This window comes from Lentzea sp. NPDC036955 (assembly GCF_055608005.1).
This window is the reverse complement of record NZ_JBVJRC010000012.1, coordinates 20,759-45,223: the sequence shown is the minus strand read 5'-3', so window position 1 is coordinate 45,223 and position 24,465 is coordinate 20,759. Positions and strand designations below refer to the sequence as shown.

Annotated in this window: 26 protein-coding genes; 12 read left to right on the top strand and 14 right to left on the bottom strand. The window is 70.7% G+C overall.

Annotation, left to right across the window (positions count from 1 at the left end; translation table 11 throughout):
• Positions 1–67 precede the first annotated feature (67 nt).
• The 4 genes from ACZ7CF_RS35350 to ACZ7CF_RS35335 form a co-directional block, all read right to left on the bottom strand.
• Positions 68–2,326, bottom strand: coding sequence for a sensor histidine kinase (locus tag ACZ7CF_RS35350; protein ID WP_470371830.1), 2,259 nt, complete (start codon positions 2,324–2,326; stop codon positions 68–70).
• A 97-nt stretch (positions 2,327–2,423) separates the two neighbouring features.
• On the bottom strand, positions 2,424–3,095 hold the full coding sequence (locus ACZ7CF_RS35345; protein WP_360397355.1) for a hypothetical protein: 672 nt from the start codon (positions 3,093–3,095) through the stop codon (positions 2,424–2,426).
• Entirely contained in the window at positions 3,092–5,353 is a 2,262-nt protein-coding gene (locus ACZ7CF_RS35340) for a TOMM precursor leader peptide-binding protein (RefSeq protein ID WP_458433783.1), read from the bottom strand. The genes ACZ7CF_RS35345 and ACZ7CF_RS35340 overlap by 4 nt, the downstream gene beginning before the upstream one ends.
• On the bottom strand, positions 5,350–5,538 hold the full coding sequence (locus ACZ7CF_RS35335) for a hypothetical protein (protein ID WP_360397359.1): 189 nt from the start codon (positions 5,536–5,538) through the stop codon (positions 5,350–5,352). The genes ACZ7CF_RS35340 and ACZ7CF_RS35335 overlap by 4 nt, the downstream gene beginning before the upstream one ends.
• Before the next feature lie 210 nt (positions 5,539–5,748).
• Here ACZ7CF_RS35335 and ACZ7CF_RS35330 point away from each other — a divergent pair, with 210 nt between their 5' ends.
• From ACZ7CF_RS35330 to ACZ7CF_RS35295, 8 genes are all read left to right on the top strand, one after another.
• Positions 5,749–6,558, top strand: coding sequence for an AfsR/SARP family transcriptional regulator (locus tag ACZ7CF_RS35330; protein ID WP_360397361.1), 810 nt, complete (start codon positions 5,749–5,751; stop codon positions 6,556–6,558).
• Between the two features lie 158 nt (positions 6,559–6,716).
• Positions 6,717–6,968: an acyl carrier protein gene (locus tag ACZ7CF_RS35325; RefSeq protein WP_360397363.1), complete on the top strand. Its 252-nt coding sequence runs from the start codon at positions 6,717–6,719 to the stop codon at positions 6,966–6,968.
• 28 nt (positions 6,969–6,996) lie between these two features.
• The gene (locus ACZ7CF_RS35320; RefSeq protein ID WP_470371829.1) at positions 6,997–7,932 is read left to right on the top strand and encodes an aromatase/cyclase; all 936 of its coding nucleotides are present in this window, start codon (positions 6,997–6,999) and stop codon (positions 7,930–7,932) included.
• Between the two features lie 13 nt (positions 7,933–7,945).
• Positions 7,946–8,131 carry a hypothetical protein gene (locus ACZ7CF_RS35315; RefSeq protein ID WP_360397367.1) on the top strand — a complete coding sequence of 62 codons (186 nt, stop codon included), beginning with the start codon at positions 7,946–7,948 and terminating at the stop codon, positions 8,129–8,131.
• Positions 8,132–8,845: a beta/alpha barrel domain-containing protein gene (locus ACZ7CF_RS35310; RefSeq protein WP_360397369.1), complete on the top strand. Its 714-nt coding sequence runs from the start codon at positions 8,132–8,134 to the stop codon at positions 8,843–8,845.
• On the top strand, positions 8,842–10,110 hold the full coding sequence (locus tag ACZ7CF_RS35305) for a beta-ketoacyl-[acyl-carrier-protein] synthase family protein (RefSeq protein ID WP_360397371.1): 1,269 nt from the start codon (positions 8,842–8,844) through the stop codon (positions 10,108–10,110). Before ACZ7CF_RS35310 ends, ACZ7CF_RS35305 begins: the two co-directional genes overlap by 4 nt.
• Positions 10,107–11,321, top strand: coding sequence for a ketosynthase chain-length factor (locus tag ACZ7CF_RS35300; RefSeq protein ID WP_360397373.1), 1,215 nt, complete (start codon positions 10,107–10,109; stop codon positions 11,319–11,321). The genes ACZ7CF_RS35305 and ACZ7CF_RS35300 overlap by 4 nt, the downstream gene beginning before the upstream one ends.
• 79 nt (positions 11,322–11,400) lie before the next feature.
• Positions 11,401–12,303, top strand: coding sequence for an acyltransferase domain-containing protein (locus ACZ7CF_RS35295; RefSeq protein ID WP_470371828.1), 903 nt, complete (start codon positions 11,401–11,403; stop codon positions 12,301–12,303).
• A gap of 180 nt (positions 12,304–12,483) precedes the next feature.
• Here ACZ7CF_RS35295 and ACZ7CF_RS35290 read toward each other — a convergent pair whose 3' ends face one another.
• Complete coding sequence (locus ACZ7CF_RS35290; protein WP_360397377.1) at positions 12,484–13,260, bottom strand: cyclase family protein; 777 nt, start codon at positions 13,258–13,260, stop codon at positions 12,484–12,486.
• A 94-nt stretch (positions 13,261–13,354) separates the two neighbouring features.
• Between ACZ7CF_RS35290 and ACZ7CF_RS35285 the strand changes: the two genes are divergently transcribed.
• Genes ACZ7CF_RS35285 through ACZ7CF_RS35275 form a run of 3 tightly spaced genes read left to right on the top strand, consistent with a single transcriptional unit; the run spans position 13,355 to position 15,600 of the window.
• Positions 13,355–13,663, top strand: a complete 309-nt coding sequence (locus tag ACZ7CF_RS35285; RefSeq protein WP_360397456.1) for an antibiotic biosynthesis monooxygenase family protein — start codon at positions 13,355–13,357, stop codon at positions 13,661–13,663.
• The gene (locus ACZ7CF_RS35280; protein ID WP_360397458.1) at positions 13,660–14,658 is read left to right on the top strand and encodes a CaiB/BaiF CoA transferase family protein; all 999 of its coding nucleotides are present in this window, start codon (positions 13,660–13,662) and stop codon (positions 14,656–14,658) included. The genes ACZ7CF_RS35285 and ACZ7CF_RS35280 overlap by 4 nt, the downstream gene beginning before the upstream one ends.
• Before the next feature lie 9 nt (positions 14,659–14,667).
• Complete coding sequence (locus ACZ7CF_RS35275) at positions 14,668–15,600, top strand: LLM class F420-dependent oxidoreductase (RefSeq protein WP_470371827.1); 933 nt, start codon at positions 14,668–14,670, stop codon at positions 15,598–15,600.
• 25 nt (positions 15,601–15,625) lie between these two features.
• Here ACZ7CF_RS35275 and ACZ7CF_RS35270 read toward each other — a convergent pair whose 3' ends face one another.
• From ACZ7CF_RS35270 to lpdA, 6 genes are all read right to left on the bottom strand, one after another.
• Positions 15,626–16,126, bottom strand: a complete 501-nt coding sequence (locus tag ACZ7CF_RS35270; RefSeq protein ID WP_360397381.1) for a hypothetical protein — start codon at positions 16,124–16,126, stop codon at positions 15,626–15,628.
• A 38-nt stretch (positions 16,127–16,164) separates the two neighbouring features.
• Positions 16,165–16,893 (bottom strand): lipoyl(octanoyl) transferase LipB, encoded by a 729-nt coding sequence (gene lipB / locus ACZ7CF_RS35265; RefSeq protein WP_360397383.1) that lies wholly within the window; start codon positions 16,891–16,893, stop codon positions 16,165–16,167.
• On the bottom strand, positions 16,850–17,428 hold the full coding sequence (locus ACZ7CF_RS35260; RefSeq protein ID WP_360397385.1) for a phosphatase PAP2 family protein: 579 nt from the start codon (positions 17,426–17,428) through the stop codon (positions 16,850–16,852). Before ACZ7CF_RS35260 ends, lipB begins: the two co-directional genes overlap by 44 nt.
• Positions 17,425–18,315 (bottom strand): TIGR01777 family oxidoreductase, encoded by an 891-nt coding sequence (locus ACZ7CF_RS35255; protein ID WP_470371826.1) that lies wholly within the window; start codon positions 18,313–18,315, stop codon positions 17,425–17,427. Before ACZ7CF_RS35255 ends, ACZ7CF_RS35260 begins: the two co-directional genes overlap by 4 nt.
• Before the next feature lie 109 nt (positions 18,316–18,424).
• Positions 18,425–20,197 (bottom strand): 2-oxoglutarate dehydrogenase, E2 component, dihydrolipoamide succinyltransferase, encoded by a 1,773-nt coding sequence (gene sucB, locus ACZ7CF_RS35250; RefSeq protein WP_360397389.1) that lies wholly within the window; start codon positions 20,195–20,197, stop codon positions 18,425–18,427.
• Positions 20,198–20,247: 50 nt separating this feature from the next.
• Positions 20,248–21,636, bottom strand: coding sequence for a dihydrolipoyl dehydrogenase (lpdA, locus tag ACZ7CF_RS35245; RefSeq protein ID WP_458433776.1), 1,389 nt, complete (start codon positions 21,634–21,636; stop codon positions 20,248–20,250).
• A 180-nt stretch (positions 21,637–21,816) separates the two neighbouring features.
• On the opposite strand from lpdA, the gene ACZ7CF_RS35240 reads away from it, so the two are divergent.
• On the top strand, positions 21,817–22,143 hold the full coding sequence (locus ACZ7CF_RS35240; protein WP_360397393.1) for an oxidoreductase: 327 nt from the start codon (positions 21,817–21,819) through the stop codon (positions 22,141–22,143).
• Here ACZ7CF_RS35240 and ACZ7CF_RS35235 read toward each other — a convergent pair.
• The 3 genes from ACZ7CF_RS35235 to ACZ7CF_RS35225 form a co-directional block, all read right to left on the bottom strand.
• On the bottom strand, positions 22,140–22,367 hold the full coding sequence (locus ACZ7CF_RS35235; RefSeq protein WP_470371825.1) for a hypothetical protein: 228 nt from the start codon (positions 22,365–22,367) through the stop codon (positions 22,140–22,142). The genes ACZ7CF_RS35240 and ACZ7CF_RS35235 overlap by 4 nt on opposite strands.
• Complete coding sequence (locus ACZ7CF_RS35230; RefSeq protein WP_458433774.1) at positions 22,364–22,825, bottom strand: OsmC family protein; 462 nt, start codon at positions 22,823–22,825, stop codon at positions 22,364–22,366. The genes ACZ7CF_RS35235 and ACZ7CF_RS35230 overlap by 4 nt, the downstream gene beginning before the upstream one ends.
• Positions 22,826–22,933: 108 nt before the next feature.
• Positions 22,934–24,406 (bottom strand): leucyl aminopeptidase, encoded by a 1,473-nt coding sequence (locus ACZ7CF_RS35225; RefSeq protein ID WP_360397399.1) that lies wholly within the window; start codon positions 24,404–24,406, stop codon positions 22,934–22,936.
• Positions 24,407–24,465: the final 59 nt, after the last annotated feature.

The window sequence follows — 24,465 nt, the reverse complement described above, 5'->3', positions numbered from 1 at the left end:
TCCGGTGCGGCCGCGGTGGCCGAGGTGATCAGGTGCCGAACGACGGGAGACCGAGCGGCGGGCCGCCTCAGCTGACCGGCAGCGGGATCTCCGCGCGCAACCGGAACTTCTGGTCGGGCAGCAGGCCCGCGTGCAGGTCACCGCCGAGCGCGCGGACGCGGGTGGTGAGGTTGCCGATGCCGCTGCCGTCCCGCGACCTGCACGCCGTCTCCGGGATGCCGTCGTTGACGATGTCCATCCGCACCAGCTCCGGCGAGCTCGACAGCACGATCTCGCAGTGCTCGGCCTTGCTGTGCCGCAGCAGGTTCGTCACGCCCTCGCGCAGCACGGTCGCGAGCGTCACCTTCACGTCCTTGGGCAGCTTGTCGCACGCGTCGATCCGCACGGTGACCGCGATGTCGGCCGCGGTCAGCAGCGCCTGCGCCGACTGGGTCTCCTCGTCGAACGACAGCTCGCGGTAGCTCAGCGCCACCGACCGCACGTCCGCGAGCGCCTGCCGGGAGATCTCCAGCACCTCGGAGAGCTCCTGCCGGGCCCGGCCGGGGTCGAGGGTGACCAGCCGGTGCGTGAGCTCGCTCTTCAGCGTGATCGCGGAGAGGCTGTAGCCGAGCAGGTCGTGCAGGTCGCGTGCGAACCGCAGCCGTTCCTGGGCGACCGCCGCCGTGGCCAGCTCCTCGCGCGCCTCGTGCAGCTCGGTCACCATCGACCGCAGCCGGGTCAACGCGTAGAGCACCAGTCCGTGGTTCGTCGCGGCGATGATGCCGTACGCCACCCAGGCACCGGTGAACCCGGTCGCGGTGTAGACGAAGTACTGGCCGCCGACGACCGCGAGGAACGCCGCCCAGCCGTACGGGCGGGGGAGCAGCAGCGCGGCCGACCCCGCGAGGAAGCCCGGCACGCTCATCAGCGCGTTCCCGTACAGCAGCACCGGCACGTACACGCAGACGGCCAGGCCGGCGAGCACGGCGACGGTGCTCGCGAGGTTCAGCCGCTTGTGCGGACGGCCCACGACCGCCACGACCAGCCCGACCACGCCCGCGGTGCCGAGCACCTCGGCCGCCATGCCCGGCAGCCCGATGCGCGGCAGGTCGAACGCCACCTGCGCGAGCGACATCAGGCCGTAGCCGACCACCACCGCCGTGAACAGCACCTGCGCGAACCGGGTCGCCATCGGCGTTCCGGCGAACCTGCGGGTCCGCGACGGTTCCTCCGGCCGCGGCTCGGCCGGCACCTCGGCGTGCAACCGGTGGGTGCCGGCGTCCACCTCGGCGCGCAGCGACCCGCCGATCGCCGTGGCGCGGGTGGCGAGGTTCGCCAGGCCGCTGCCGCGGTCGGTGCCCACCTCGGCGGGGGCGCCGTCGTTGACGATGTCGATCGACACCACCGGCCCCGTCCCGGAGACGGTGATGGTGCAGCGGGTGGCCTCGCTGTGCCGCAGCAGGTTCGTCACGCCCTCGCGCAGCACCGTGGCGAGCACGGTCCGGGAGCGCGGGGACAGCTCGGCGAGGTCGGTCTCGATGGTCGTCGCGACGCCCGCCGCGGTGAGCACGGACCGCGCCGACTCGATCTCGTCGGCCAGCGACAGCTCGCGGTAGCTCGACGCCACCGCACGAACGTCCGCCAGCGCCTCGCGGGCGATGCCCAGCACCTCGGCCAGCTCGCGCAACGCCCGTTCGGTCTGCTCGCCGATCAGCCTGCGCGCCAGCTCCACCTTCAGCGTGATCGCCGACAGGCTGAACCCGAGCAGGTCGTGCAGGTCCCGCGCGAACCGCAGCCGCTCCTGCGACACGGCGAGCTCCGCGAGCTCGGACCGGACCGTCTCCAGCTGCTTGACCAGCGACGGGAGCCGTGACAAGCCGTACACGACGAGGCCCGCGACCAGCGGTGACAGCACGTAGTAGGCCAGCGAGGAGGGGCTGTCGACGTAGGCGGCCTGGATCGCGCCGTTGCTGAGCGCGACCACGCCGAAGACGACCCAGCGCACCCGGCCGGGCAGCACCAGCAGCGCACTGCCCGCGAAGAACCCCGGCATGCCGGCCCAGGCGGAGTGCAGCAGCGGCATCGGCGCGTACACCAGCGCCGCCATCGCCCCGAGCGCCAGGTAGGCCTTGCCGGAACGCAGGTTCGCGCTCGGCCGGGAGAACACCCGCAGCTGCAGGAACCCGATGGCGAGCAGGCAGGCGAGCGCACCCGCGGTCCACGCCGGCTCCACACCGGTCTGCAGGACGGAGATGAACGCGTTGCCCAGGTAGTTGGCGAAGACCACGCTGATGACGACGTACGCCAGACGACGGGACACCGATGAGCGTTCCAGTCGTTGCGTCACAGCGGCTCCCACACGAGGTTCGGGACGCGGCCATGATACGGGCGGGACCTGTGCGGGTCCCGGGTTCCGGCTCGCCGATCGGAGCAACATGACCCGTTCAGCCCTCTGTCGCGACCACGAGCCCCGCACCGGCCAGGTAGGCGACGACGTCGGCGACCAGCTCCGCGTCGACCTGCAGCGCCTCCGCGACCTCCACGACGGTGCTGTCGGCGGCGAGCAGGGCCTTCGTGATCTCGGTGGCCGGCGCGCTGTGCAGGATCACCTGGTAGGGCTGACCGGGGCACGCCAGGGCCTGGTCGCCGTTCAGCCGTTCGATCTCGGTGCCCGGCCGCACGCCCACGACCGCGCGCTCACCGAGGTGCGGGAGCGTGAACACCGCGTCACCGGTCACCGCCACGACGGACAGGATCGGGCCGGCACCGTCGTTCAGCCCGAGCGACGGCACGACGCAGCCGCCCAGCTGGTCCAGCGTGCTCTTGAGCTTGCGCCAGATCAGGCACGGCCCCGAACCGGTCTTCCAGCGCACGAAGTTGTCGTGCAGCGCCGAGATGTTCTCCAGCGCGACCGGTCCGAGGCTCATCCGGTGCAGCGCCTCGCGCACCAGCGGACTGGTGTCCGCGAGCTCGATGGCGCCCCACCGGCCGTGCACGGTCAGCGTCTCGCTCCCCTCGTCCACGAAGGCGTCCTCCAGCAGCGACCACAGCGGGCGCCCGGACGGGACGTGCGACTGCGTGGTCACCACGGCGCCTCCGCTCTGCAAGGTGCTCACATGAACAAGGGAATCGGGTTGAGCTCGTCGTAACTCCTGGGCCGGGCCAGTCGTCCCAGTTGTACAGGTACGTCGTAGAGCCGCCCTTGAGCGAACCTCGACCAGAAGTGCCGCAGTCCCGGCACGACCACCCGCACCACCGGGAGTCCCACGTCGGGACGGGTCTGGTCGAGCACGAGCAGCTCCATGCCCTTCGCCTCCAGCACGTCCTGGATCGCCCGGATGTCGTCGAGCAGGTCCGGCCGGTGGACGTAGGTGTGGAACCGCGGTGCGCGGGCCGGTACGTCCGGGTCCGGTGCCAGGTAGGGCTGCTCGGCCAGGCGCGCGGTCTCGAACCAGCGCCGCATGTCGACGTCGAACCGGCACATGTCGACCGGGTCGCACACCATCGGCATGCACTGGTTGAGCTCGGTGAGCGCCCGGCGCGCGGCCAGCCGCGGGTCCAGGTGCGCGCCGCAGCCGAACATGATGTCCTCGCGCGGCCCGCTCGTGCGGCGGGACACCGCGACCATGGTGGGCACGCCGAGGTCGGAGGTGACGTCGAGCAGCCACACCTCACGGCCCAGGCCCGCGTGCACCGCGCGCAGCTCGTCGATCCACGGGTCGCCGAACGCGTCCAGGTCCATGCCCGGCACCGGCGTGCGGTTGTACCACCAGATCGACACGGCGTCGCGTTCCACGAGTTCCAGCAGGCCTTGCAGCACCGCGTCCTCCACGCTGCTGCCCGCGGCGCAGCCGTTGGAGTTGGACGTGACACTCGGCGGACAGGGGGCGCCGAAGTAGAGCAGGCCGGTGGGCAGGAACCTGTGGCGCTGACCGGTGAGCGACCACAGCGGCGTCCAGTCCATCACCTCGTCCTCGTCGAACGGGGCGGTGACGTGCTGGAACGACGAGTGGTCCGCGTTCCACTCCTGCCGGGTCGCGTACTGGCGGGGGTGGTAGAGCTGCACCGCGTCGGGGTGCAGCGCGGCGGTGCCGAGCGAGCGGTAGCTGCCGCGGACCGCGGCCTCCTCGCCGAAGTACGCGCCGCTGCGGCGTTCCACTGCCTCGCACAGCGCGCCGACCTCGGCGTCGAGCGGCGTCACGCCCTTGCCGCCGCTGTCCGCGCGCAACGCCGACCGCAGGCCCTCAAGGCCCTCGCCGGCCGCGGCGATGTTCGTGCCGGACTGGTAGGAGTTGAAGAACGCGGGCCCCGTCTCGTTGCGCCGGATCTCCTTGATGATCCCGGTGACCGGGCCGACCAGGTGCCGGTAGGTGTCGAGCACCTCCTGCGGCGACGACGACCGGTGGCCGCCACCGTCGCAGGAGCGCTTCACGCGGCTGAACAGCTCGACCGGCTCGAACGTCCTGCGCGCGACGATCCCGGGGTCACCGCAGCCCTGGCACTGCGGGCGGGCCCGAACCTCGTGCTGGGTGACCTTCATGGTCAGGCTGTCGTAGCTCCAGATGGACCGCTGCTCGGGTGGCCGCAGGCCGGCGAGCCACTTGGTGGCCTCGACCGCGGCGGTCTCCAGCGCCATGTGCACGAGCGACGGCAGCCCGATGGCCGGGCGCGGCGCGGGACCGGTCTGCCCGCAGCGGGCCCGGATGTGGGCCTCCGCCTTGCGGTTGGCCGACAGCCGCACGGCCAGGCAGCGCCAGCACGGCCCGTCGCCGGGGGTGAAGAACGGGCCCACGCACACCTGCGCGCCGACCGGTTTGACCAGCAGCCACGGGATGCCCGCGGCGCGGTGGGCCGCGTCGATCTCGCGCAGCTCCGGTGCCAGGTAGTCCGCGCAGACGACGACGGTCAGGTCACCACCGCCCGGGGTGATCGCGAGTCCGTTGCGCTGCAACGCCCGTTCGAGCGGCTCGTGGTCGATGTCGCCGACCGCGACCACGGAGACGAGCGACGTCGTCGTCGCCGCCACCGCGTCACACGGGTCGAGGCCCGCCGCGTCCCAGTAGGCGAGCGCGGCCTCGGTGCCGGCCGAACCGTCCTGGCCGCCCCGCCTGCTGATCAGGCCGGCGGCGGTGAGGCGCTCGAGCATGCGCGCCACCTTGTCGGCGGTCAGTTCGGCGGGGACGTCGCGCAGCAGGCCCGCGAGGTCGCGGGTGCCGTCGAGGAGGTGGGCGAGCGTTTCGACGTGGGTCCCCGCAACAGCGGTCACCCCTGACTCGCCGATCAGGTACACCGCCTCACCGCGCACGATCTGCGGCTGGAGGTGTCGTTTGAAACCGATCTTCTCGTCGCCCGGTTCGGCCAGCTCGTGTCTCATGCCGCGAGGACCTCGTCGTAGGCCGTGTACTGGCTGCCGACGACGCAGGTGCCGCTGCTGCAGCAGCTCCAGATGATGATGTCCATCGAGGCCTCACGGTCGAACTGGTAGATCTTCATGTCGTCGGAGTCGTCGGTGGCGGGACTGACGGAAGCCAGGTGCTCCACGGTGGCGGTGGCGGACATCTGCATCTCCGATGTTTGCGAGTCGGCTGATGTGGGTAATCATGCGGACCTGCGGTAATGGGTCGGTAGTTACCGGCTAATGCGCAGCGGTATGAAGTTTTCATACCCGTCACGGGTCGAACTCATCTGAGATCGGGGACCTCCGCACTAACGCCCGCGCGTTGGGCCGAGCAGACTAACGGTGTGCTCGGAACCGAAGGAGGGGTCGCGATGCAGATCAAGGTCCTGGGGCCCGTCGAGGCCAAGGTGAACGGTCGCTCGGTGACGCCCACCGCGGCCAAGCCGCGGCAGGTCCTGGCGCTGCTCGCGCTGCACTCCGGGCAGGTCGTGTCCGTCCCGACCCTCATCGAGGAGCTCTGGGGCGACCGGCCGCCGCGCAGTGCGCGCACCACCCTGCAGACCTACGTCCTGCAGCTGCGCAAGCTCATCGGCGACGCACTCTCCGCCGACGGTGCGAACGCCGCGAAGGAGGTGCTGGTCACCCGGTACGGCGGCTACCTGCTCGACGTGCCGGAGGAGGCCGTCGACGTGCACGAGTTCGAACGCCTGGCCCGCGCCGGCCAGCAGGCGAGCGAGGTCGAGGACTTCGCCTCCGCGTCCCGGCTGCTGCGCCAGGCGCTGGAGATGTGGCGCGGCCCGGCCGTCGTCGACGTGCGCCCCGGCATGCCGCTGAGCATCGAGGTCGTGCGGCTGGAGGAGGCCCGGCTGGGCGTGCTCGAGGCGCGCATCGACGCCGAGCTGCGGCTGGGCAGGCACAAGTCGCTGCTGAGCGAGCTGTCCGTGCTGACCGTGCAGAACCCGATGAACGAGAACCTGTGCGCGCAGTACATGATCTCGCTGTTCCGGGCCGGCCGGCAGTGGCAGGCGCTGGACGCGTTCAAGGCGCTGCGCAACACCCTGATCGAGGAGCTCGGCGTCGAGCCCTCGTCCCGGCTGCAGGGGCTGCAGCACGCCATCCTCACGTCCGACCCGCGGCTGGACAGCGCGGAAACCCGCCAGTTGCAACGACTTCTGGCCTGAGTGTCGTTCCAACGGCCCCCGTCACCCTGTGACGGGGGCCGTTTTTCGTTGTGCGGCAACAACTTCTTCGAGGACATCTCCAGCGGTGCACAGCCGCGCGCTGGCAACCTCACTGGTGGGCGCGCGGAAACCGCCCGCTGGAGGAAAGGAAGCTAGCCGTGAGCGCACTGAGCATCGAGGGCCTCAAGGAGATCCTCAACGAGGCCGCGGGCGACGACGACTCGTTCAAGCAGGGCCAGGACATTCTCGACATCCCGTTCCTCGAGCTGGGCTTCGACTCGCTCGCCCTGCTGGAGACGGTCGCGCTGATCAAGCGCAAGCACGGGGTCGCCATCGCCGACGACGAGATGGCGTACCTGGAGACACCGCGTCAGCTGCTGGACAAGGTCAACGGGCAGATCGCGGCCTGACGCCGGCGACTCGGATACGGAGACGGACATGACGCACACCACCACGCACACGGTCATGATCGGGGCTCCCGCCAAGGTGGTGTACGACCTGGTCGCGGACGTGACGACCTGGCCGTACATCTTCGGACCCACGGTGCACGCCGAGGTGTTCGAACGGGACGGCTCGACCGAGCGGTTGCGGTTGCACGCTTTCGCCAACGGTGACGTGCGCACGTGGACGTCCCGCCGTGAGCTGGACCCGGCGAACCTGCGCATCGAGTTCCAGCAGGAGCGCTCTGCCGCACCGGTGAAGACGATGGGTGGGGAGTGGCGGATCGTCCCGATCGCCGACTCGGCGACCCGGGTCGATCTGCTCCACCACTTCACCGCGGCGCAGCCCGAGGCGGTCGACCTCATCCTGACCGCCGTCAACAACAACAGCGACGCCGAGCTCGCCGCCCTCAAGCGGGCGGCCGAGTACGGCGACGACTACGACAAGCTGGTGCTGTCGTTCTCCGACAGCATCACGATCCACGCGAGCCGCAAGGACGTCTACGAGTTCCTGTACCGGTCGGACCTGTGGCCGCAGCGCCTGCCGCACGTCGCCCGGCTGGACCTCACGGAGGCCGTCACCGGTGTGCAGTCCATGGAGATGGACACGCGCAGCCCGGACGGGTCGATCCACACCACGCACTCGGTGCGGGTCTGCACCCCGTACGACGGCATCGTCTACAAGCAGACGCACACGCCGCCGATCATGGCGGCGCACGTCGGCCGGTGGACGTTCCGCGACATCGGCGACGGTGTCGAGGCCGGGATCGAGGCGACCTCGCACCACACGGTCGTCATCCGGTCCGAGGTAGTTCCCGAGGTGCTGGGAGCGGACGGGACGATCGAGCGCGCCCGAGAGCTGATCCGCCACGCGCTGGGCACCAACAGCCTCACGACCCTCCGGCACGCGAAGGAATTCGCCGAGAACGGATGACAGGGGTGACGTGATGAGGTTGGCTGGCGCGGACTTGCTCACCGCCGCTGCACGCGCTGCGAGCCGCAACGGGCTCTACGTGGTCTCCACGTACCTGGAGAAGGCCGCGGTCGAGCACCAGCGCAGGGGTTGCCCTTCCGACGTGGGGCACTGCGCGTACGAGATCGAGGCCTCCCGAGTGCTGTTGTCGGGGTTCTAGATGGAGCTCTACGACATCTCGCTGCGCCGCGCCGGCCGGTCCACCTCGGACGGGCTGGTCGCGGTGCGGCGCCTCGACGCGCTCGGCGTCGCGTTCGTCGACGGAGGAAGACCCACCCGGTCGTTCTACCGCCGGGCGGCCGTCGAGCTCCGGTTGCGGATCGCCACCCTCATCGCGTCGGGCGGTGCGGAGGACCTCGACGCACTGCTGGCCGCGGAAACACCCGCGGTGGCGGTGGTTGTCCAAGGGCACGGCATTTCGGTGGTCCGGGACGCCGTGCGTCAGCTCGTGCGCGCCGAACGACGAGTGGTCGTGGAGGCGCGGGACTTCTTCGACGGCTGGCTGACCGACCCCGAACACGCGTTGGAGGTCGTGCTGTCGGCCGCGGAGGCTGGGGCGGAAACCGTGTTGCTGCACGACACAGCGGGCAAGCTGTGGCCGGACCAGATCGGCGAGATCATCTCCTCGGTCGCGGAAACCGGTGTGCCCCTTGGATTTGGTTGTCACGACGACGGCGCGGCGGCCGCGAAGCAGCTGTTCGCGGCCGATGCGGGGGCCGGCCTCGTACAGGGGTCCTACGCCGTCGTTCGAGGTGGCCTCGATCGGGCCGTTTCACCATCGGTTCATTCGGCAGAAACAGGTGTCGCTCCCGTGCCCTGTCCGAGATTGGAGCAGACCGTGTCCGCACAGAAGGCGATTGGAGGTGTCCGATGAGTCGTCGCGCCGTCATCACCGGGGTGGGCGTGGTCGCACCTGGTGGCATCGGAACGAAGGCGTATTGGAAACTGCTGTCCGAAGGGCGTACGGCGACTCGCAACATCACGCACTTCGACGCGTCTCCGTACCGCTCCCGCATGGCGGGGGAAGCAGATTTCGACCCAGTGCGCGAAGGCTTGACGCCGCAGGAGATCCGCCGGCTCGACCGGGCCGCGCAGTTCGCGGTCGTCGCGGGTCGTGAGGCGATGTCCGACTCCGGCATCGAGTTCGACCAGCTCGACCCCGGCCGCATCGGTGTCTCGCTCGGCACCGCAGTCGGCTGCACGACCTCGCTGGAGCGCGAGTTCATCGTCGGCTCCGACCGGGGCAAGTACTGGGAGGTCGACCAGTCCTACGCGGTCCCGCACCTCTACGACTACTTCACGCCGTCCTCGATGGCGACGGAGCTGGCGTGGACGGTCGGTGCCGAGGGGCCGGTGTCCGTGGTCTCCACGGGCTGCACCTCCGGTCTCGACTCGGTGGGCTACGCGGCCGAGCTGATCATGGAGGGCTCCGCGGACGTCGTCGTCACCGGCGGCACCGAGGCCCCGCTCTCCCCGATCACCGTGGTGTGCTTCGACGTGATCCGCGCGTCCAGCACCCGCAACGACGACCCGACAACGGCGTGCCGGCCGTTCGACAAGACCCGCGACGGCCTGGTGCTGGGCGAGGGTTGCGCGATCATCGTGCTGGAGGAGCTGGAGCACGCCCGTGCCCGCGGCGCCCACATCTACGGTGAGGTCGCCGGCTTCGCCTCGCGGTGCAACGCCTACCACATGACGGGCCTGCACCCCGAGGGCATCGAGATGTCCGACGCCATCAACATCGCGCTGAAGCAGGCACGGTCGGACGCCACGGACGTCGGCTACATCAACGCGCACGGGTCGGGCACCAAGCAGAACGACCTGCACGAGACAGCGGCGTTCAAGCGCTCTCTCGGTGCGCACGCCTACAAGACCCCGGTCTCCGGCTTCAAGTCGATGATCGGGCACTCGCTGGGTGCGATCGGGTCCCTGGAGATCGTCGGCTCGCTGCTGGCGTTCGAGCAGGACCTCATCCCGCCGACGGCGAACCTCCACGAGCAGGACCCGGAGTGCGACCTCGACTACACGCCACTGGTGGCGCGTGAGAAGAAGGTCGACACGCTCCTGACCGTGGGCAGTGGTTTCGGTGGGTTCCAGAGCGCCATGGTGCTCAAGAAGGTGGAAGGGGCAGGCCGGTGACTCGGGCGGTGGTGACGGGAATCGGCATCGCGTCGCCGAACGGATTGGGGCCGACCGCGTACTGGCGGGCGACCCTGCACGGTGAGGCGGCGATCAAGCCGATCACCCGGTTCGACAGCGCGAACTACTGGGCGAAGATCGCCGGCGAGGTGCCCGGCTTCGAGGCAGGGCGGCACCTGCAGGGTCGCCTGCTGCCGCAGACGGACCACATGACGCGGCTGACACTGGTCGGCACGGACTGGGCGTTGCGTGGTGCGGGTGTGCAGCCGAACGACATCCCCGACACCGACATCGCGGTGATCACCGCGGCGACGGCGGGCGGGTACGAGTTCGGGCAGCGCGAACTGCAGAAGCTGTGGCACCAGGGCCCGGAGTACGTCTCGGCGTACCAGTCGTTCGCGTGGTTCTACGCGGTCAACACGGGGCAGATCTCCATCCGGCACGGCACGCGCGGTCCCGGCGCGGTCGTGGTGTCCGAGCAGGCCGGTGGCATCGACTCCATCGGTCACGCCCGCCGGCAGCTGCGCAAGGGCGTGCAGCTCGCGCTGACCGGCGGCATGGACTCCTCGCTGTGCCCGTGGGCGTGGGTCGCCCACCAGGCGTCGGGTTGCCTGTCGCGCAACAACAACCCGAAGCGCGCCTACCTGCCGTTCGACCGCGACGCCTCCGGGTACGTCGCCGGTGAGGGCGGTGCGATCATGGTCGTCGAGACGCCGGAGTCGGCGGCGGGACGGCCGGGGACGCGCATCTACGGCGAGATCGTCGGGTACGCCTCGACGTTCGACTCGAAGATGCCGTCGCGGGAGCCGGGGCTGAAGCGCGCCGCCGAGCTGGCGCTGCGCGACGCCGGCATGGACGCCTCGGAGATCGACGTGGTGTTCGCCGACGCGGCGGGCATCCCGGAGCTCGACAAGGCGGAGGCCGACGCGATCAAGGCCATCTTCGGGCCGTACGGCGTGCCGGTGACGGCGCCGAAGACCATGACCGGCCGCCTCTTCGCCGGTGGCGGGTCCCTGGACGTGGCCTCGGCGATCCTCTCCATCTACTGGAGCGCGATCCCGCCGACCGTCAACGTCGAGAACCCGGTGCCGGAGTACGAGATCGACCTCGTGATGAACGAGGCGCGGCACGGCAAGGTGAAGGCCGCTCTGGTGCTCGGGCGCGGCAAGGGCGGCTTCAACTCCGCCATGGTGGTCCGCGAGTACAGGTGATGTCACCCGCACAGGGGTCGTGAGGTCTTCCTCGCGGCCCCTGTCGCTTTTCTGGAGGCTTTCTGTGGACGTAGCACTGATGTTTCCCGGGCAGGGGTCGCAGTACCCGCGGATGGCGGCGTCGCTGTACGGCACCGAACCGGTGTTCACCGCGGCCGTCGACGAGGTGGTCGAGCTGTTCGGCGAGGTCGGGTCGGTGGCCTGCGCGGACTGGCTCGCCGGCGACGACATCGACCACGTGTCCCGCGCGCAGCCGCTGCTGTACGCGGTCGACTACGCGCTGGGGCGCCTGGTCCTGTCGTGGGGCGTGCGACCGGTCGCGCTGATCGGGCACTCCGCCGGCGAGGTCGTCGCGGCGACCCTGGCCGGGGTGTTCACGCTGCCCGATGCCGTGTCGCTGGTGCGCGACCGGGTCGTGTCGGCGGTGTCGATCCCGTCCGGCGGGATGCTCGCCGTCGCCGCCTCCGAGGCCGACCTGCTGCCGTACCTGGAGGGCGACGTTGCCATCGCCGCGGTGAACTCGGCGCGGCAGACGATGCTGGCCGGGCCCGACGAACCGCTCGCGCGGGTGCGGGCGAGGCTGGAGGCCGATGAGTACGTCGTCGTCACCGTGCCGGCCACGACCCCGTTCCACAGCCCGGCGATGCAGCCCGCCGTCGACGAGGCGCTGGCCGCGTGGACCGTGTCCCCGCGCGCGCCGCGGCTGCCGCTCTACTCCGGGTACACGGGCAAGCTGATGACCGAGGCCGACGCGTCGTCCGCGCGGTTCTGGACGCGGCAGCTGACCGACGCCGTGTACTTCGGGCCGGCGCTGAACGAGCTCGTGGCGATGCACGACGTGCTGCTGGTGGAGGCCGGTCCCGGGCAGACGCTGACGTCGTTCGCGCGGCGCACGAAGGCCGTCCGGTCGGGCGCCTCGGCCGTGCTGCCGCTGCTGGACGCCGCGGACTCCGTCGAGACCGCCCGCGCCCGCCTCGCGTGACAACGGTTCCCAAGACGTAAAGGGCCGCCCTCTCCCGGAGTGACTCCTGGGGGAAGGGCGGCCCTTTGGCGGCGTTCAGTCGATCCCGCGGACGATGTGGTCTTCGTTCTCCGGTGGCCATATTTCGTTGTTTTCCATACCTTTCACGGTAGGTATGGTGATTCAGCTCTCACTTGAGAGCTAGTCGTCGAGAAGGGCGACGGCCCTCGTCCAGCCCGCGCCGGCACCCTTGATCTTCACCGGGAACGCGACGACGGTGAAACCGAAGTCCGGCAACGCGTCCAGGTTCGCGAGGCGTTCGATCTGGCAGTACTCGCGGTCGCGGCCGGCGAAGTGCGCGGGCCACAGCACGCCCTCGTCCCCGGTCGCCAGGTAGCGCTTCACGATGTCGGGGAACGGCGCGTCGAGGCTGAACGCGTCGGTGGCGATCACCTTGACCCCGAGGTCCAGCAACAGGTTCGTGGCAGGGCCGTCGAGCCCGGTGTAGTCGGTGAAGTAGGTCTGGGTGCCCGCGTGCTCGGCAGCACCGGTGTCGAGGATGACGACGTCCATCGGCTTGGGCGTGTAGCCGATGCGGGCGAACTCCTTCTCCAGCACCTCGGGGCCGATGACGCCGGTGCCGTGGCCGCGCACGTCGAGCTTCACGCCGGGGTTGTGGAACCACTCCAGCGGCATCTCGTCGATGTGGCGCGGGACGCCGGTGCCGTAGGTGGTCTTCGAGCCGTAGTGGCTGGGAGCGTCGACGTGGGTGCCGGTGTGGGAGGTGAGGCTGATCCGGTCCAGCGTCAGGAACTCCGAGTCCCGCAGCACGGAGACGTCGAACTCGATGCCGAGCCGCGCCTTCAGCTGCTCGGCCATGTGTTCGGCACCCTGGGCGGCCGTGAGCACCTCGTGCGTCACCGGGTCCGCTTCGTACGCGGATGCGTCAATGGGGGAAGACAGATCGATGATGCGCATGCCGACGAGCCTGGCGGGCGTTCCTTGAGCACGTCTCAAGACGCGGTGTGCATGGTCTTCGCAGGTGTCCGGTCCGATTGGGGAGTGCCTCGCGATGATCACCTTCGTCAACCGCTTCAAGCTCACCGGCGAGCCCGAGGAGTTCGAGAAGGCCTTCGACTCCACGGCCGAGTTCCTGCGCGCCCAGCCCGGTCTGGTCAAGTACACGCTGTCGCGCCAGCTCGACGAGCCGACCTCCTACATCAACATCGCCCTCTGGGAGAGCGCGGACGCCCTGCGCGCGGCGCTCGCGCACCCGGACTTCGGCAACCACGCCAAGGCGATGCGCGGCCTGGCCGAGTCGCAGGGCGCCATCTTCGGCCCGCGGCTGTCCTTCGACGCGCCCGTCGCCGAAGCGGCCTGATGAACCCGTTGCAGGGCCTGCGGGTCGTCGAGTTCGGCGGCATCGGGCCCGGTCCGCACGGCGCGATGCTGCTCGCGGACCTCGGCGCGGAGGTCGTGCGCGTCGAGCGCCCGTCCGGCGGCCTGTCCGTGGTGCCGGACGCCTCCCGCGACTTCCTGTTGCGCGGCAGGCGTTCGGTGACCGCGGACCTGAAGTCGGCCTCGGGCAGGTCCGAGGTGCTGTCGCTGATCGCCTCGGCCGACGTGGTGGTCGAGGGCTTCCGGCCCGGTGTGCTGGAACGGCTCGGGCTCGGCCCGTCCGACTGCCTCGCGGTCAACCCCGGTCTGGTCTACGCGCGGATGACCGGCTGGGGCCAGGACGGCCCGCTGGCCCAGCGCGCAGGGCACGACATCAACTACCTGTCGGTGACCGGGGTGCTGCACGCCATCGGCAAACCACCGCTGAACCTCGTCGGTGACTTCGGCGGCGGCTCGCTGTACCTGGTGCTGGGCGTGCTGGCGGCGCTGTGGGAACGCCAGCGCACCGGCCGCGGCCAGGTCGTCGACGCGGCGATCGTCGACGGGGTGGCCTCGCTCGCGCAGATGATCTGGTCGATGAAGGCGCAGTCGGTGTGGACCGACGCCCCCGACGCGAACCTGCTGGACGGCGGCTGCCCGTTCTACTCGCTCTACGAGTGCGCGGACGGCGGTTCGGTGGCGGTGGGGTCGCTGGAGCCGCAGTTCTACGCGCTGCTGCTGGCCGGGCTCGGGCTGTCGGGCGAGGACCTGCCCGCGCAGCTCGACCGGGACGGGTGGCCGTTGCTGCGCAAGGCGTTCGCGGAGGTGTTCCTGAGCCGGACCCGCGACGAGTGGGCCGACGTGTTCGCCGGCACCGACGCCTGCGTGACACCGGTGCTGTCGCTGGAGGAGGCGGCGTCGCACCCGCACCTGGTGGCGCGCGGGGTGTTCACCCCGGACGGTGCCGCCGTTCCTGCGCCGCGCTTCTCCGCCGACTAGGTTCGGGATGTGGAACTTCGCATCTTCACCGAGCCCCAGCAGGGGGCGAGCTACGACGACCTGCTCCGGGTGGCGCGGACCGCGGAGGACGCCGGCTACGGCGCCTTCTTCCGCTCCGACCACTACCTGAAGATGGGCTCGGCCGACGGCCTGCCCGGTCCCACGGACCCGTGGATCACGTTCGCGGGCCTGGCCAGGGACACGTCGACGATCCGCCTGGGCACGCTGATGACCGCCGCGACGTTCCGCTACCCCGGCCCGCTCGCCATCAGCGTCGCCCAGGTCGACCAGATGTCCGGCGGCCGCGTGGAGTTCGGCATCGGCGCCGGCTGGTACGAGGCAGAGCACACCGCCTACGGCATCCCGTTCCCGGCGCTGGGGGAGCGCTTCGAGCGGTACGAGGAGCAGCTCGCCATCATCACCGGCCTCTGGGAGACACCGCTCGGCGGCACGTTCTCGTTCGAGGGCAGGCACTACTCGCTGACCGACTCGCCCGCGCTGCCCAAGCCCGCTCAGGAGCAGATCCCGGTGCTGGTCGGCGGCACGGGCGCCCGCCGCACCCCGGCGCTGGCCGCGTCGTACGCCACCGAGTTCAACCTGCCGTTCACCGGCATGGACAAGGCGGTCGAGCAGTTCGCCCGCGTCGACGCCGCCTGCGCCGAGATCGACCGCGACCCGGCGGAGATCATCCGTTCGGTCGCGCTCGTCGCGTGCGTCGGCCGCACCGACGCCGAGGTCGCCCGCCGGGCCGCCGCCATCGACCGCGAGCTTGACGAGCTGAAGACCGACGGCCTCGCCGGCAGCCCGGCGGAGGTCGTCGACCGCATCGGCCGCTGGCGCGAGCAGACCGGGATCCAGCGCGTCTACCTGCAGGTGCTGGACCTGGCCGACCTCGACCACATCACCGAGATCGCCGCCGACGTAGCTCCACAGCTCACCTGATATCCCATATATCGCGTACGGGACATCAGCTCAGAGCTGCGCGCACTGCTGCCGGCATCGGCAGCACGTAGCTCGCGAACCGCCACCGGTATCCGATATATCGCAGCTGCAGGCCGGGGTCGTCGAGGTAGCGCTGCTCCAGGCCGCCCTGACCGAGCACGAGCGTGAGCCCGCGCCCGAGCATCGACGGCGAGTCGAGCTCGAACCGGTCGCGCAGCACGTCGGCGGCCGCGTGGTCACCGAGCTCCAGAGCAGCCCGGCGCACGGCTTCGACCGGCACCATCAGGTTCTGCTCGTCAGCTCGGACGCCGTCGCGATGTGCGATGTCCAATACATCGAGTGCTCTCTGATGAGCTCCGCCGTCGAGGCCCAGGTAGTACTGCTCCCAGTCACCGACGCGCACCTCGCCGCTCCAGGCCCGCACGGGCGCGGCCACCGCCGCCGCGCCCGTGCTCGCCCACAGTCCCGATGATGCGAATGCCGTGACACCGGCAGCCGTGAACAACTGGCGTCGGGAAAGCTTCACGACGCACCCTCCTCCGCAAACCCGCGGCCCGCGCGGGGCTACGGAATGCTAGCGAAGGTGATACCCGGAGCGACGGGTCCAGAGCGGGCCAAAGTGCGGTCCGTCAGGGGGAGCGTGCCGTCGAGCGCGGCCAGCACAGCGTCACGGGCGAGCGGCAGGACCTCGGCGACGGTGACGTCGCGGCCGAGCTCGTGCGACAGCGACGCGACCCCCGCGTCCTTGATGCCGCACGGGATGATGTCGCCGAACGCGTCGAGGCTCGCGTTGCAGTTGATCTCGAAGCCGTGCATGGTCACGCCGCGCTGCACGCGGATGCCGATCGCGGCGACCTTGCGCTCCGGGCCGCGGTCGTCGGCGGGCAGCCACACGCCGCTGCGGCCCTCGACCCGGCCGGTGTGCACGCCCAGCCGGTCGCACACCTCGATCAGGCCCTGCTCGACGCGCCGCACGTAGTCGACGACGTCCATCGGCTCGGCCAGCCGGACGATCGGGTAGCCCACGAGCTGGCCGGGGCCGTGCCAGGTGATCTTGCCGCCGCGGTCGACGTCGACGACCGGGGTGTCGCCGCCGACGGGCCGTTCCTCGTCGAGCGTGCGCCGACCGCACGTGTAGACCGGCGGGTGTTCGAGCAGCAGGAGCGTGTCAGGGCCGGTACCGCCGGCACGCGCCTCCGCGATCTCCTTCTGCAGGTCCCACGCCGCCATGTAGTCGATGAGGCCCAGCTCACGGACGACGACGGGGTCTGGCGAGGTGCGGCACGAGTTCACGTACCGACGTTACCAACCCCAGCGCGAGGCCGACCAGGATGCCGACCCCCGTCACACCCAGCACCGCGCCGATGACGTCGGTCACCCAGTGCATCTCCAGCACGATCCGCGCGAAGCCCGCCACCAGCACCGCGAGCACCGCCCACAGCACACCCCGGCGGAACAGCACCACCAGCGTGAACGCCACCGACGCCACCGCCACCGTGTGCCCGCTCGGGTAGCTGGGCAGGTGGTACTCCAGCGGCCGGACGCGGTCGAACAGCCACCGCGTCAGCACCGTCGCCGAGCAGAGCGCGTGCAGCGCGAGCGCCTTCCACAGCCGGGTGTCGCGCCGCCGCCACGCCAGCACGGCGAGCACCGCCGCGAACGCCCACCCGATCGTCGGCCCCAGCACCAGGCTCACCGCGAACGCCACCGCCCGCAGCCACTCCGGCCGCGGCAGGGCGTCGTGCACCCACACGTCGAGCCCGGTGACCTCGGGCAGTCCGAGCAACACCCAGGAGATCACCAGCACGGCGCCCAGTGCGCGCGTCATGCGACCGCCGCGTTCAACGCCGCCGGCAGCGCCGGGTGCAGGAACGTGAACCCGCGGCTCTCCAGCACCTTCGGCGTCAGCCCCGGTCCGGTGAGCAGCAGCTCCTCCGCCATCTCGCCACCGAGCAGCGCCTTCAGCGCGAACGCGGGCACCGACCACGGCGCAGGCCGGCCCAGCGCCGCCGCCACGGCCCTGGTGAACTCGGCGTTCGTCACCGGCGCCGGCCCGGCCACGTTGACCGGCCCGCGGACGTCGTCGTGCTCGACCACGAACCGGTAGGCGGAGACGACGTCGTCCAGCGACACCCACGGGAAGTACTGCTCACCCGACCCGAGCTTGCCGCCGAGGAAGAGCTGGAACACCGGCTTCAACCGCCCGAACACCCCACCGGTGGGGGAGATGACGACGGCCGTGCGCATCAGCACGACCCGCACGCCGGCCTCCTGCGCCACCGCCGTCGCCGCCTCCCACTGCTGGGTCAGCCGCGACATGAACGTGTGCCCGGCCGGGGCGTCCTCGTCGGCGAGCCGCGACCCGGTGTCGCCGTAGAAGTGCGCACCCGACGAGCTCACCAGCACCGGCACCCCGTGCTCGACGACCGCCGCCGACAGCACCTCCGCCGGCACGATCCGGCTGTCGTGCAGCACCTGCTTGCGCGCGTCGTCCCACCGCTTGTCGCCGATGCCCGCGCCGCAGAGGTTGACGACGGCGTCGACGCCGTCGAACGTGCCGTCGTCGACGCGGCCGGCGTACGGGTCCCAGCCGCGCTCGTCCGGCGCGGCGGCCCTGCGGCGCACCAGCCGCAGCACCTCGTGACCGGCGGCGCGCATCGACGCCACCAGGCTCGTTCCGATCAGGCCCGACGATCCCGCGATGACAACTCGCATGCCTGAATCGTTCCGCAGACGACCAGCCGCTGCACAGTGGCGGCAAATGTGCTGAAGGCCACCCCGGACGAACCAGGATGGCCTTCAGCTACGAGCGATGTGCGATATATCAGAGGCCGAGGTCGGCCTCGAACGAGCCTTCCTCCAGGCGGTTCTTCACCGTCGTGAGGAAGCGGCCCGCGTCCGCACCGTCGACCAGGCGGTGGTCGTAGGTGAGCGCGAGGTACATCATCGAGCGGATCGCGATGGTGTCGTTGCCGTCCTCGTCGGTCAGGACGACCGGGCGCTTCTTCACGACGCCGACGCCCAGGATGCCGACCTGCGGCTGCTGGATGATCGGGGTGTCGAAGAGCGCGCCGTTGCTGCCCAGGTTGGTCAGCGAGAACGTGCCACCGGTCAGCTCGTCCGGCGTGAGCTTGTTCGACCGCGCCCGCGCGGCCAGGTCACCGATCTTGTGGGCGATGCCCGACAGGTTCAGGTCACCGGCGTTGTGGATCACGGCGTTGAGCAGGCCGCGCTCCGTGTCGATCGCCAGACCGAGGTGCTCGGCACCGTGGTAGGTGACCTCCTTGCGCTCCTCGTCGATCGACGCGTTGAGCACCGGGTGGGCCTTGAGCGCCTCGATGGCGGCCTTGGCGAAGAACGGCAGGAACGTGAGCTTCGCGCCCTCCCGCGCCTCGAACGCCTTCTTCGCCTGGTTGCGCAGGCGGGCGATCTTGGTGACGTCGACCTCGAACACCTGGGTGAGCTGGGCCGACATCTGCAGCGACTCGCGGGTGCGCTGCGCGACGATCTGACGCAGGCGCGGGAGCTTCTGCACGGTGCCGCGCTTGCCCGAGTCGTCGGCCGCGGCCGGGGTGGCGGTGCGGCCGGCGGGAGCGGCGGCGGCCGGAGCAGCGGCGGCGGGCGCGGGAGCCGGGGCCTTCTTGGCCTCGACCGCGGCCAGCACGTCCTGCTTGCGGATGCGGCCACCGACACCGGTGCCCTTCAGCGAGCCCAGGTCGATGCCGTTCTCCGACGCGAGCTTGCGCACCAGCGGCGTGACGTACGGCGTGCCGTTGGCGTCGTCGCCGGAGGTGGCCGGAGCCGACTGCTGCGGGGCGGCCTGCGGGGCCGGTGCCTGCTGCTTCGGTGCCTCTTCCTGCTTCGGCGCCTCCTGCTGCTGGGCGGGAGCGGGTGCCTCCTCCTGCTTCGGCGCGGGGGCTTCCTGCTCCGGCTCCGGCTTCGACTCCGGTGCGGGCGCCGACTGGGCCGGGCTGCCGGAGCCGATGACGGCGAGCTTGCCGCCGACCTCGACGGTCTCGTCCTCACCGGCGGTGATCTCCAGCAGCGTGCCGGCGACCGGAGAGGGGATCTCGGTGTCGACCTTGTCGGTCGAGACCTCGAGCAGCGGCTCGTCGACGTCGACGCTGTCGCCGACCTGCTTCAGCCAGCGGGTGACGGTGCCCTCGGTCACGGACTCGCCGAGCGCGGGCATCGTGACGTCGGTGCCCTCGGCCGAACCACCGGACTGCGCCGGGGCCGCGGGCGCCTCCTGGGCCTCCTCGGAGGGCTGCTGCCCGGAAGGCTGCGTCTGCTGCGGCTCCTCCTGCTCGGGAGCGGACTCCTGCTCGGGAGCCGGGGCCGAGTCGGACGAACCGCCGTCACCGTCGCCGATGACCGCGAGCTCGCCGCCGACCTCGACGGTGTCGTCCTCCTGGGCGACGATCTTCTGCAGGACGCCCGCCGCGGGGGAGGGGATCTCGGTGTCGACCTTGTCGGTGGACACCTCGAGCAACGGCTCGTCCACCTCCACCCGGTCGCCTTCCTGCTTCAACCACCGGGTGACCGTGCCCTCGGTGACACTCTCACCGAGTGCGGGCATCTGGACGGAGAAGGCCATTGTTCGCTGACTCCTCGTGCTCTCGTGTGGCTGACTTGGATGGGAAGCGGTCAGCCGTGCACGTGCAGCGGCTTGCCGGCCAGGGCGAGGAACGCCTCGCCGAGGGCTTCAGTCTGGGTCGGGTGGGCGTGGACCAGCGGGGCCACGTCGTCCGGGTAAGCCTCCCAGCTGTAGATCAGCTGGGCCTCACCGATGAGTTCGCCGACGCGCTCGCCGACCATGGTGATGCCGACGACCGGGCCGTCGGGCGCCTTGACGAGCTTCACGCCGCCGGCGGTCTTGAGGATCTGGCTCTTGCCGTTGCCCGCGAGGTCGTACACGAACGTCTCGGCGGAGCCGTACTTCTCCTTCGCGGCGGCCTCGGTGAGACCGACGGAGGCGACCTCGGGCTTGCAGTAGGTGACGCGCGGGATCCCCGCCTCGTCGATCACCTTCGGGTTCTGGCCCGCGATCTCCTCGGCCACGAAGATGCCCTGCTGGAAACCGCGGTGCGCGAGCTGCAGGCCCGGCACGATGTCGCCGACGGCGTAGACGCCCGGCAGGTTCGTGCGCAGCCGCTCGTCGGTGACGACGAACCCGCGGTCGATCGTGATGCCGGCCTCCTCGTAGCCGTGACCCGCGCTGTTCGGGCCGCGGCCGACCGCGACGAGCAGCAGGTCGGCGTCGAGGACGTCGCCGTTCTCCAGCGTGACGGACACGCCCGAGTCGGACTGGGTGGCGCCGGTGAACTTCACGCCGGTCTTGAACTTGATCCCGCGCTTGCGGAACGCGCGCTCCAGCTGCTTGGAGGCGTACTCGTCCTCGGCGGGCACCAGCCGGGGCAGCGCCTCGACGATGGTGACCTCGGCGCCGAACGACCGCCACACGCTCGCGAACTCCACGCCGATGACGCCGCCGCCCAGGACGACGACCTTCTCCGGGATGAAGTCCAGGGTGAGCGCCTGGTCGCTGGTGATCACGCGGCCGCCGATCTCCAGACCGGGCAGGCTGCGCGCGTACGAACCGGTCGCGAGCACCACGTTCTTGCCGGTGTAGCGCTGACCGTCCACCACGACGGTGTTCGGGCCGACGAACGTGCCGGCGCCCTCGACGAAGGTGACCTTGTTGGCCTTCGCGAGTCCCTGCAGGCCCTTGTAGAGCCGCGAGACCACGCCGTCCTTGTACGAGTTCACGCCGGCGATGTCGATGCCCTCGAGCGAGCTCTTCACACCGAACTGGTCGCCTTCGCGGGCGTTGTCCGCGACCTCGGCCGCGTGCAGCAGCGCCTTGGTCGGGATGCAGCCGCGGTGCAGGCACGTGCCACCCAGCTTGTCCTTCTCGACCAGGACGACGGACAGGCCGAGCTCGGCCGCGCGGAACGCGCAGGCGTAGCCACCCGAACCACCGCCGAGGATGACGAGATCGGCGTTGGTGGCCGACTCCAGTTCCGGCGAAGTCACTTCGGATCTCCTCGGGATTACTTACTACGCGCGGGTGCGCGCGAGGTACGCGGCCATCTTGTCACTAGTTGCCGGAGCGTGGTGATCCGGCATGGGCCACCCGGCTGGCTTTCTGATCATTCACCTACTCATGACACCCCTTCCTGGCACCATGGTGGAGGGAGTCGCAGGAGGTGCCCGATGGGGCTGTTCGACCGTTTCCGCAGGAAACCACGTCCTGGAGTGCTGCGCACCGCGTCCAACCAGGACACGAGCCACCTCGAGGAGTGGACGAGGAGCCGTCAGGGGGTGGAGGCCTACGTCGAGCCGAAGACCACGGTGACCGAAACCACTGTGGTCCTGGTCGCGCACGACGGCGAGTGGACCCGCCGCCGCGTCGCGAGCACCGACGCCGCCCGCTCGTTCGCCCGCAAGCACGGCATGCCGATCTACGACGCGGGCATCGTCGGCTACCCCAAGCGCATGCGCGACTACACCGCGCGCCAGAAGAAGCTGGGCAACGGCTAGCACGCCTCGCTCGCCGTCGCCCGCGCCGTGCAGCGGCCTGCCGCCTCGACCTCGACCAGCCGGTGCAGGTGCTCGGCGAACGCGGGGTGGCCGGTGAGCCCGTCGGTGACCTCGGCCCAGAACTCGTCGAGCAGCCGTTCCCGGTCCTCATCGGACATCGGGGCGAGCCCGTGCGGCACGGCCCTGCGCGCGACGTCCCCGATGGGGTGGGAGCCCGGTTTCACCGCACCGTCGGCTCATGCCGCACCGGGAAGTTCACGCTCGCCGCGATGAAGCACATCGAGTGCGCCTTCTCGTGCAACGCCTGCGCGGTGGCCCGCATCTCCGGGTCGGCCACGGTCACGACCGGCTTCAGCAGGACCTCGGTGAAGCGGCCCGACCCGTCCGGGTGCTCGGCCATGGTGCCGCCTGCCTGGTCGCGGTAGTCCGTCACGACCACCCCGTTGAGCGACGCGAGGTGCAGGAACCACAGCATGTGGCACTGCGACAGCGACGCGAGGAGCAGCTCCTCGGGGTTGTAGCGCGCCGGGTCGCCGCGGAACGCCGGGTCCGACGACCCGGGGATCGTCTCCTTGCCCGGTGCCCGCACCTCGTGCGCGCGTTCGTAGGCCTTGTAGCCGGCGGTGCCGCTGCCGGTGTTGCCCGTCCAGACGACCTCGACCTCGTAGCGATGCGTCCCCATGCGGAAATACTCCTCTCCTCGGGCGGTGTGCCCAAACCCGGCGAGAGGCGTGTCCCCACACGCGGTCCCGCGACCGTCCACGCTGGACGATCGCGGGACCCGGTCACCTCAGCCGTTGGCCGCGATGTCGGCGAGCACCGCCGCGATCGTGCGGACCGGGACGCCCGTGCCGCCCTTGGAGGTGTAGCCGTAGGGGCCGCCGGTGTGGAACGCCGGGCCGGCGATGTCGATGTGCGCCCACTGCACGCCCTCGGCCACGAACTCGCGCAGGAACAGGCCCGCGGCGAGCATGCCGCCCCACCGGTGACCGGTGACGTTCGCGAGGTCCGCGAGGCGCGAGTCGAGGTCGGCGCGCAGCTCCTCCGGCAGCGGCATGGCCCACGCCGACTCGCCGACGGCGGTGCCGATGCGGGCGACGCGGTCGCGGAACTCCTCCGAGCCCATGACACCGGACGTGCGCTTGCCCAGCGCCACGACCTGCGCGCCGGTCAGCGTCGCGGTCTCGATCAGGTAGTCGGGGCCGTCCTCGCAGGCGCGCACGATCGCGTCGGACAGGATCAGCCGGCCCTCGGCGTCGGTGTTGAGCACCTCGACGGTCTTGCCGCCGTACATGGTGAGCACGTCACCGGGGCGGTAGGCGTCGCCGGAGGGCATGTTCTCCGCCATCGGGATCGAGGCGATGATCTCCAGCGGGTACTTGAGCTTCGCGGCGAGCACCATCGAGGCGACGATCGCGGCGGCACCGGACATGTCCGAGGTCATCTCGTCCATGCCCGCGGCCGGCTTGATCGAGATGCCGCCGGTGTCGAACGTGATGCCCTTGCCGACCAGGGCGACCTTCTTGGTGGCCTTGGCACCCTTGTAGGAGATGCGCACGAGGCGCGGCTGGCGGGTCGAGCCGCCGCCGACGCCCAGGATGCCGCCGAAGCCCTGCTTCTTCAGCGCCTTCTCGTCCAGCACCTCGACGTCGAGACCGGCGGCGGTCGCGAGCTTCGCGGCGCGGTCGGCGAACGAACCGGGGTAGAGGTCGTTCGGCGGGGTGTTGATGAAGTCGCGTGCGATGGCGACCGACTCGGCGATCGCGACGGCGGCCTTCAGCGCGGCCTTGTTCTCCTTGGAACCGGCGGCGTGCAGGTCGACCTTCACGACCGCGGCCTCGCCCTTGTCCGACTTGTACTCGGTGAACGAGTACGCGCCGAGCAGGGTGCCCTCGGCGGCGGCACCGACGTGCAGCGCGCCCAGGGTGTTCACGGCGCGCTTCTTGCCGGCGAGCGCGCGGGCGGCGACACCGGACGCGCGGCGCACCTGCTCCTCGCCCGCGGTCTTGCCCAGGCCGACGGCCAGGACGAGCGGGGCGGAGATCTTGCCGAACGTCGGCACCTTGACGAGCTCGTCGGCCTTGCCCGTCGCGCGCAGGGTGCCGAGCACCTCGAGCAGCGCGCCGTCGAACGCGGCGTCGACCGCTTCGGCACCGGGCGCGAGCTCCAGACCGTCCGCACCCTGCAGGGTGCCCACGACGACTGCGTCCGCGGCGGTGGTGCTCAGGTCACCTTCGGTGAGGGCCAGCTTCGGGGCTGTCACGTGCTGCTCCATGGGGTTGTGCGTGGTATGTGTGCTCGGAATCGTGACCTATGCTAAAG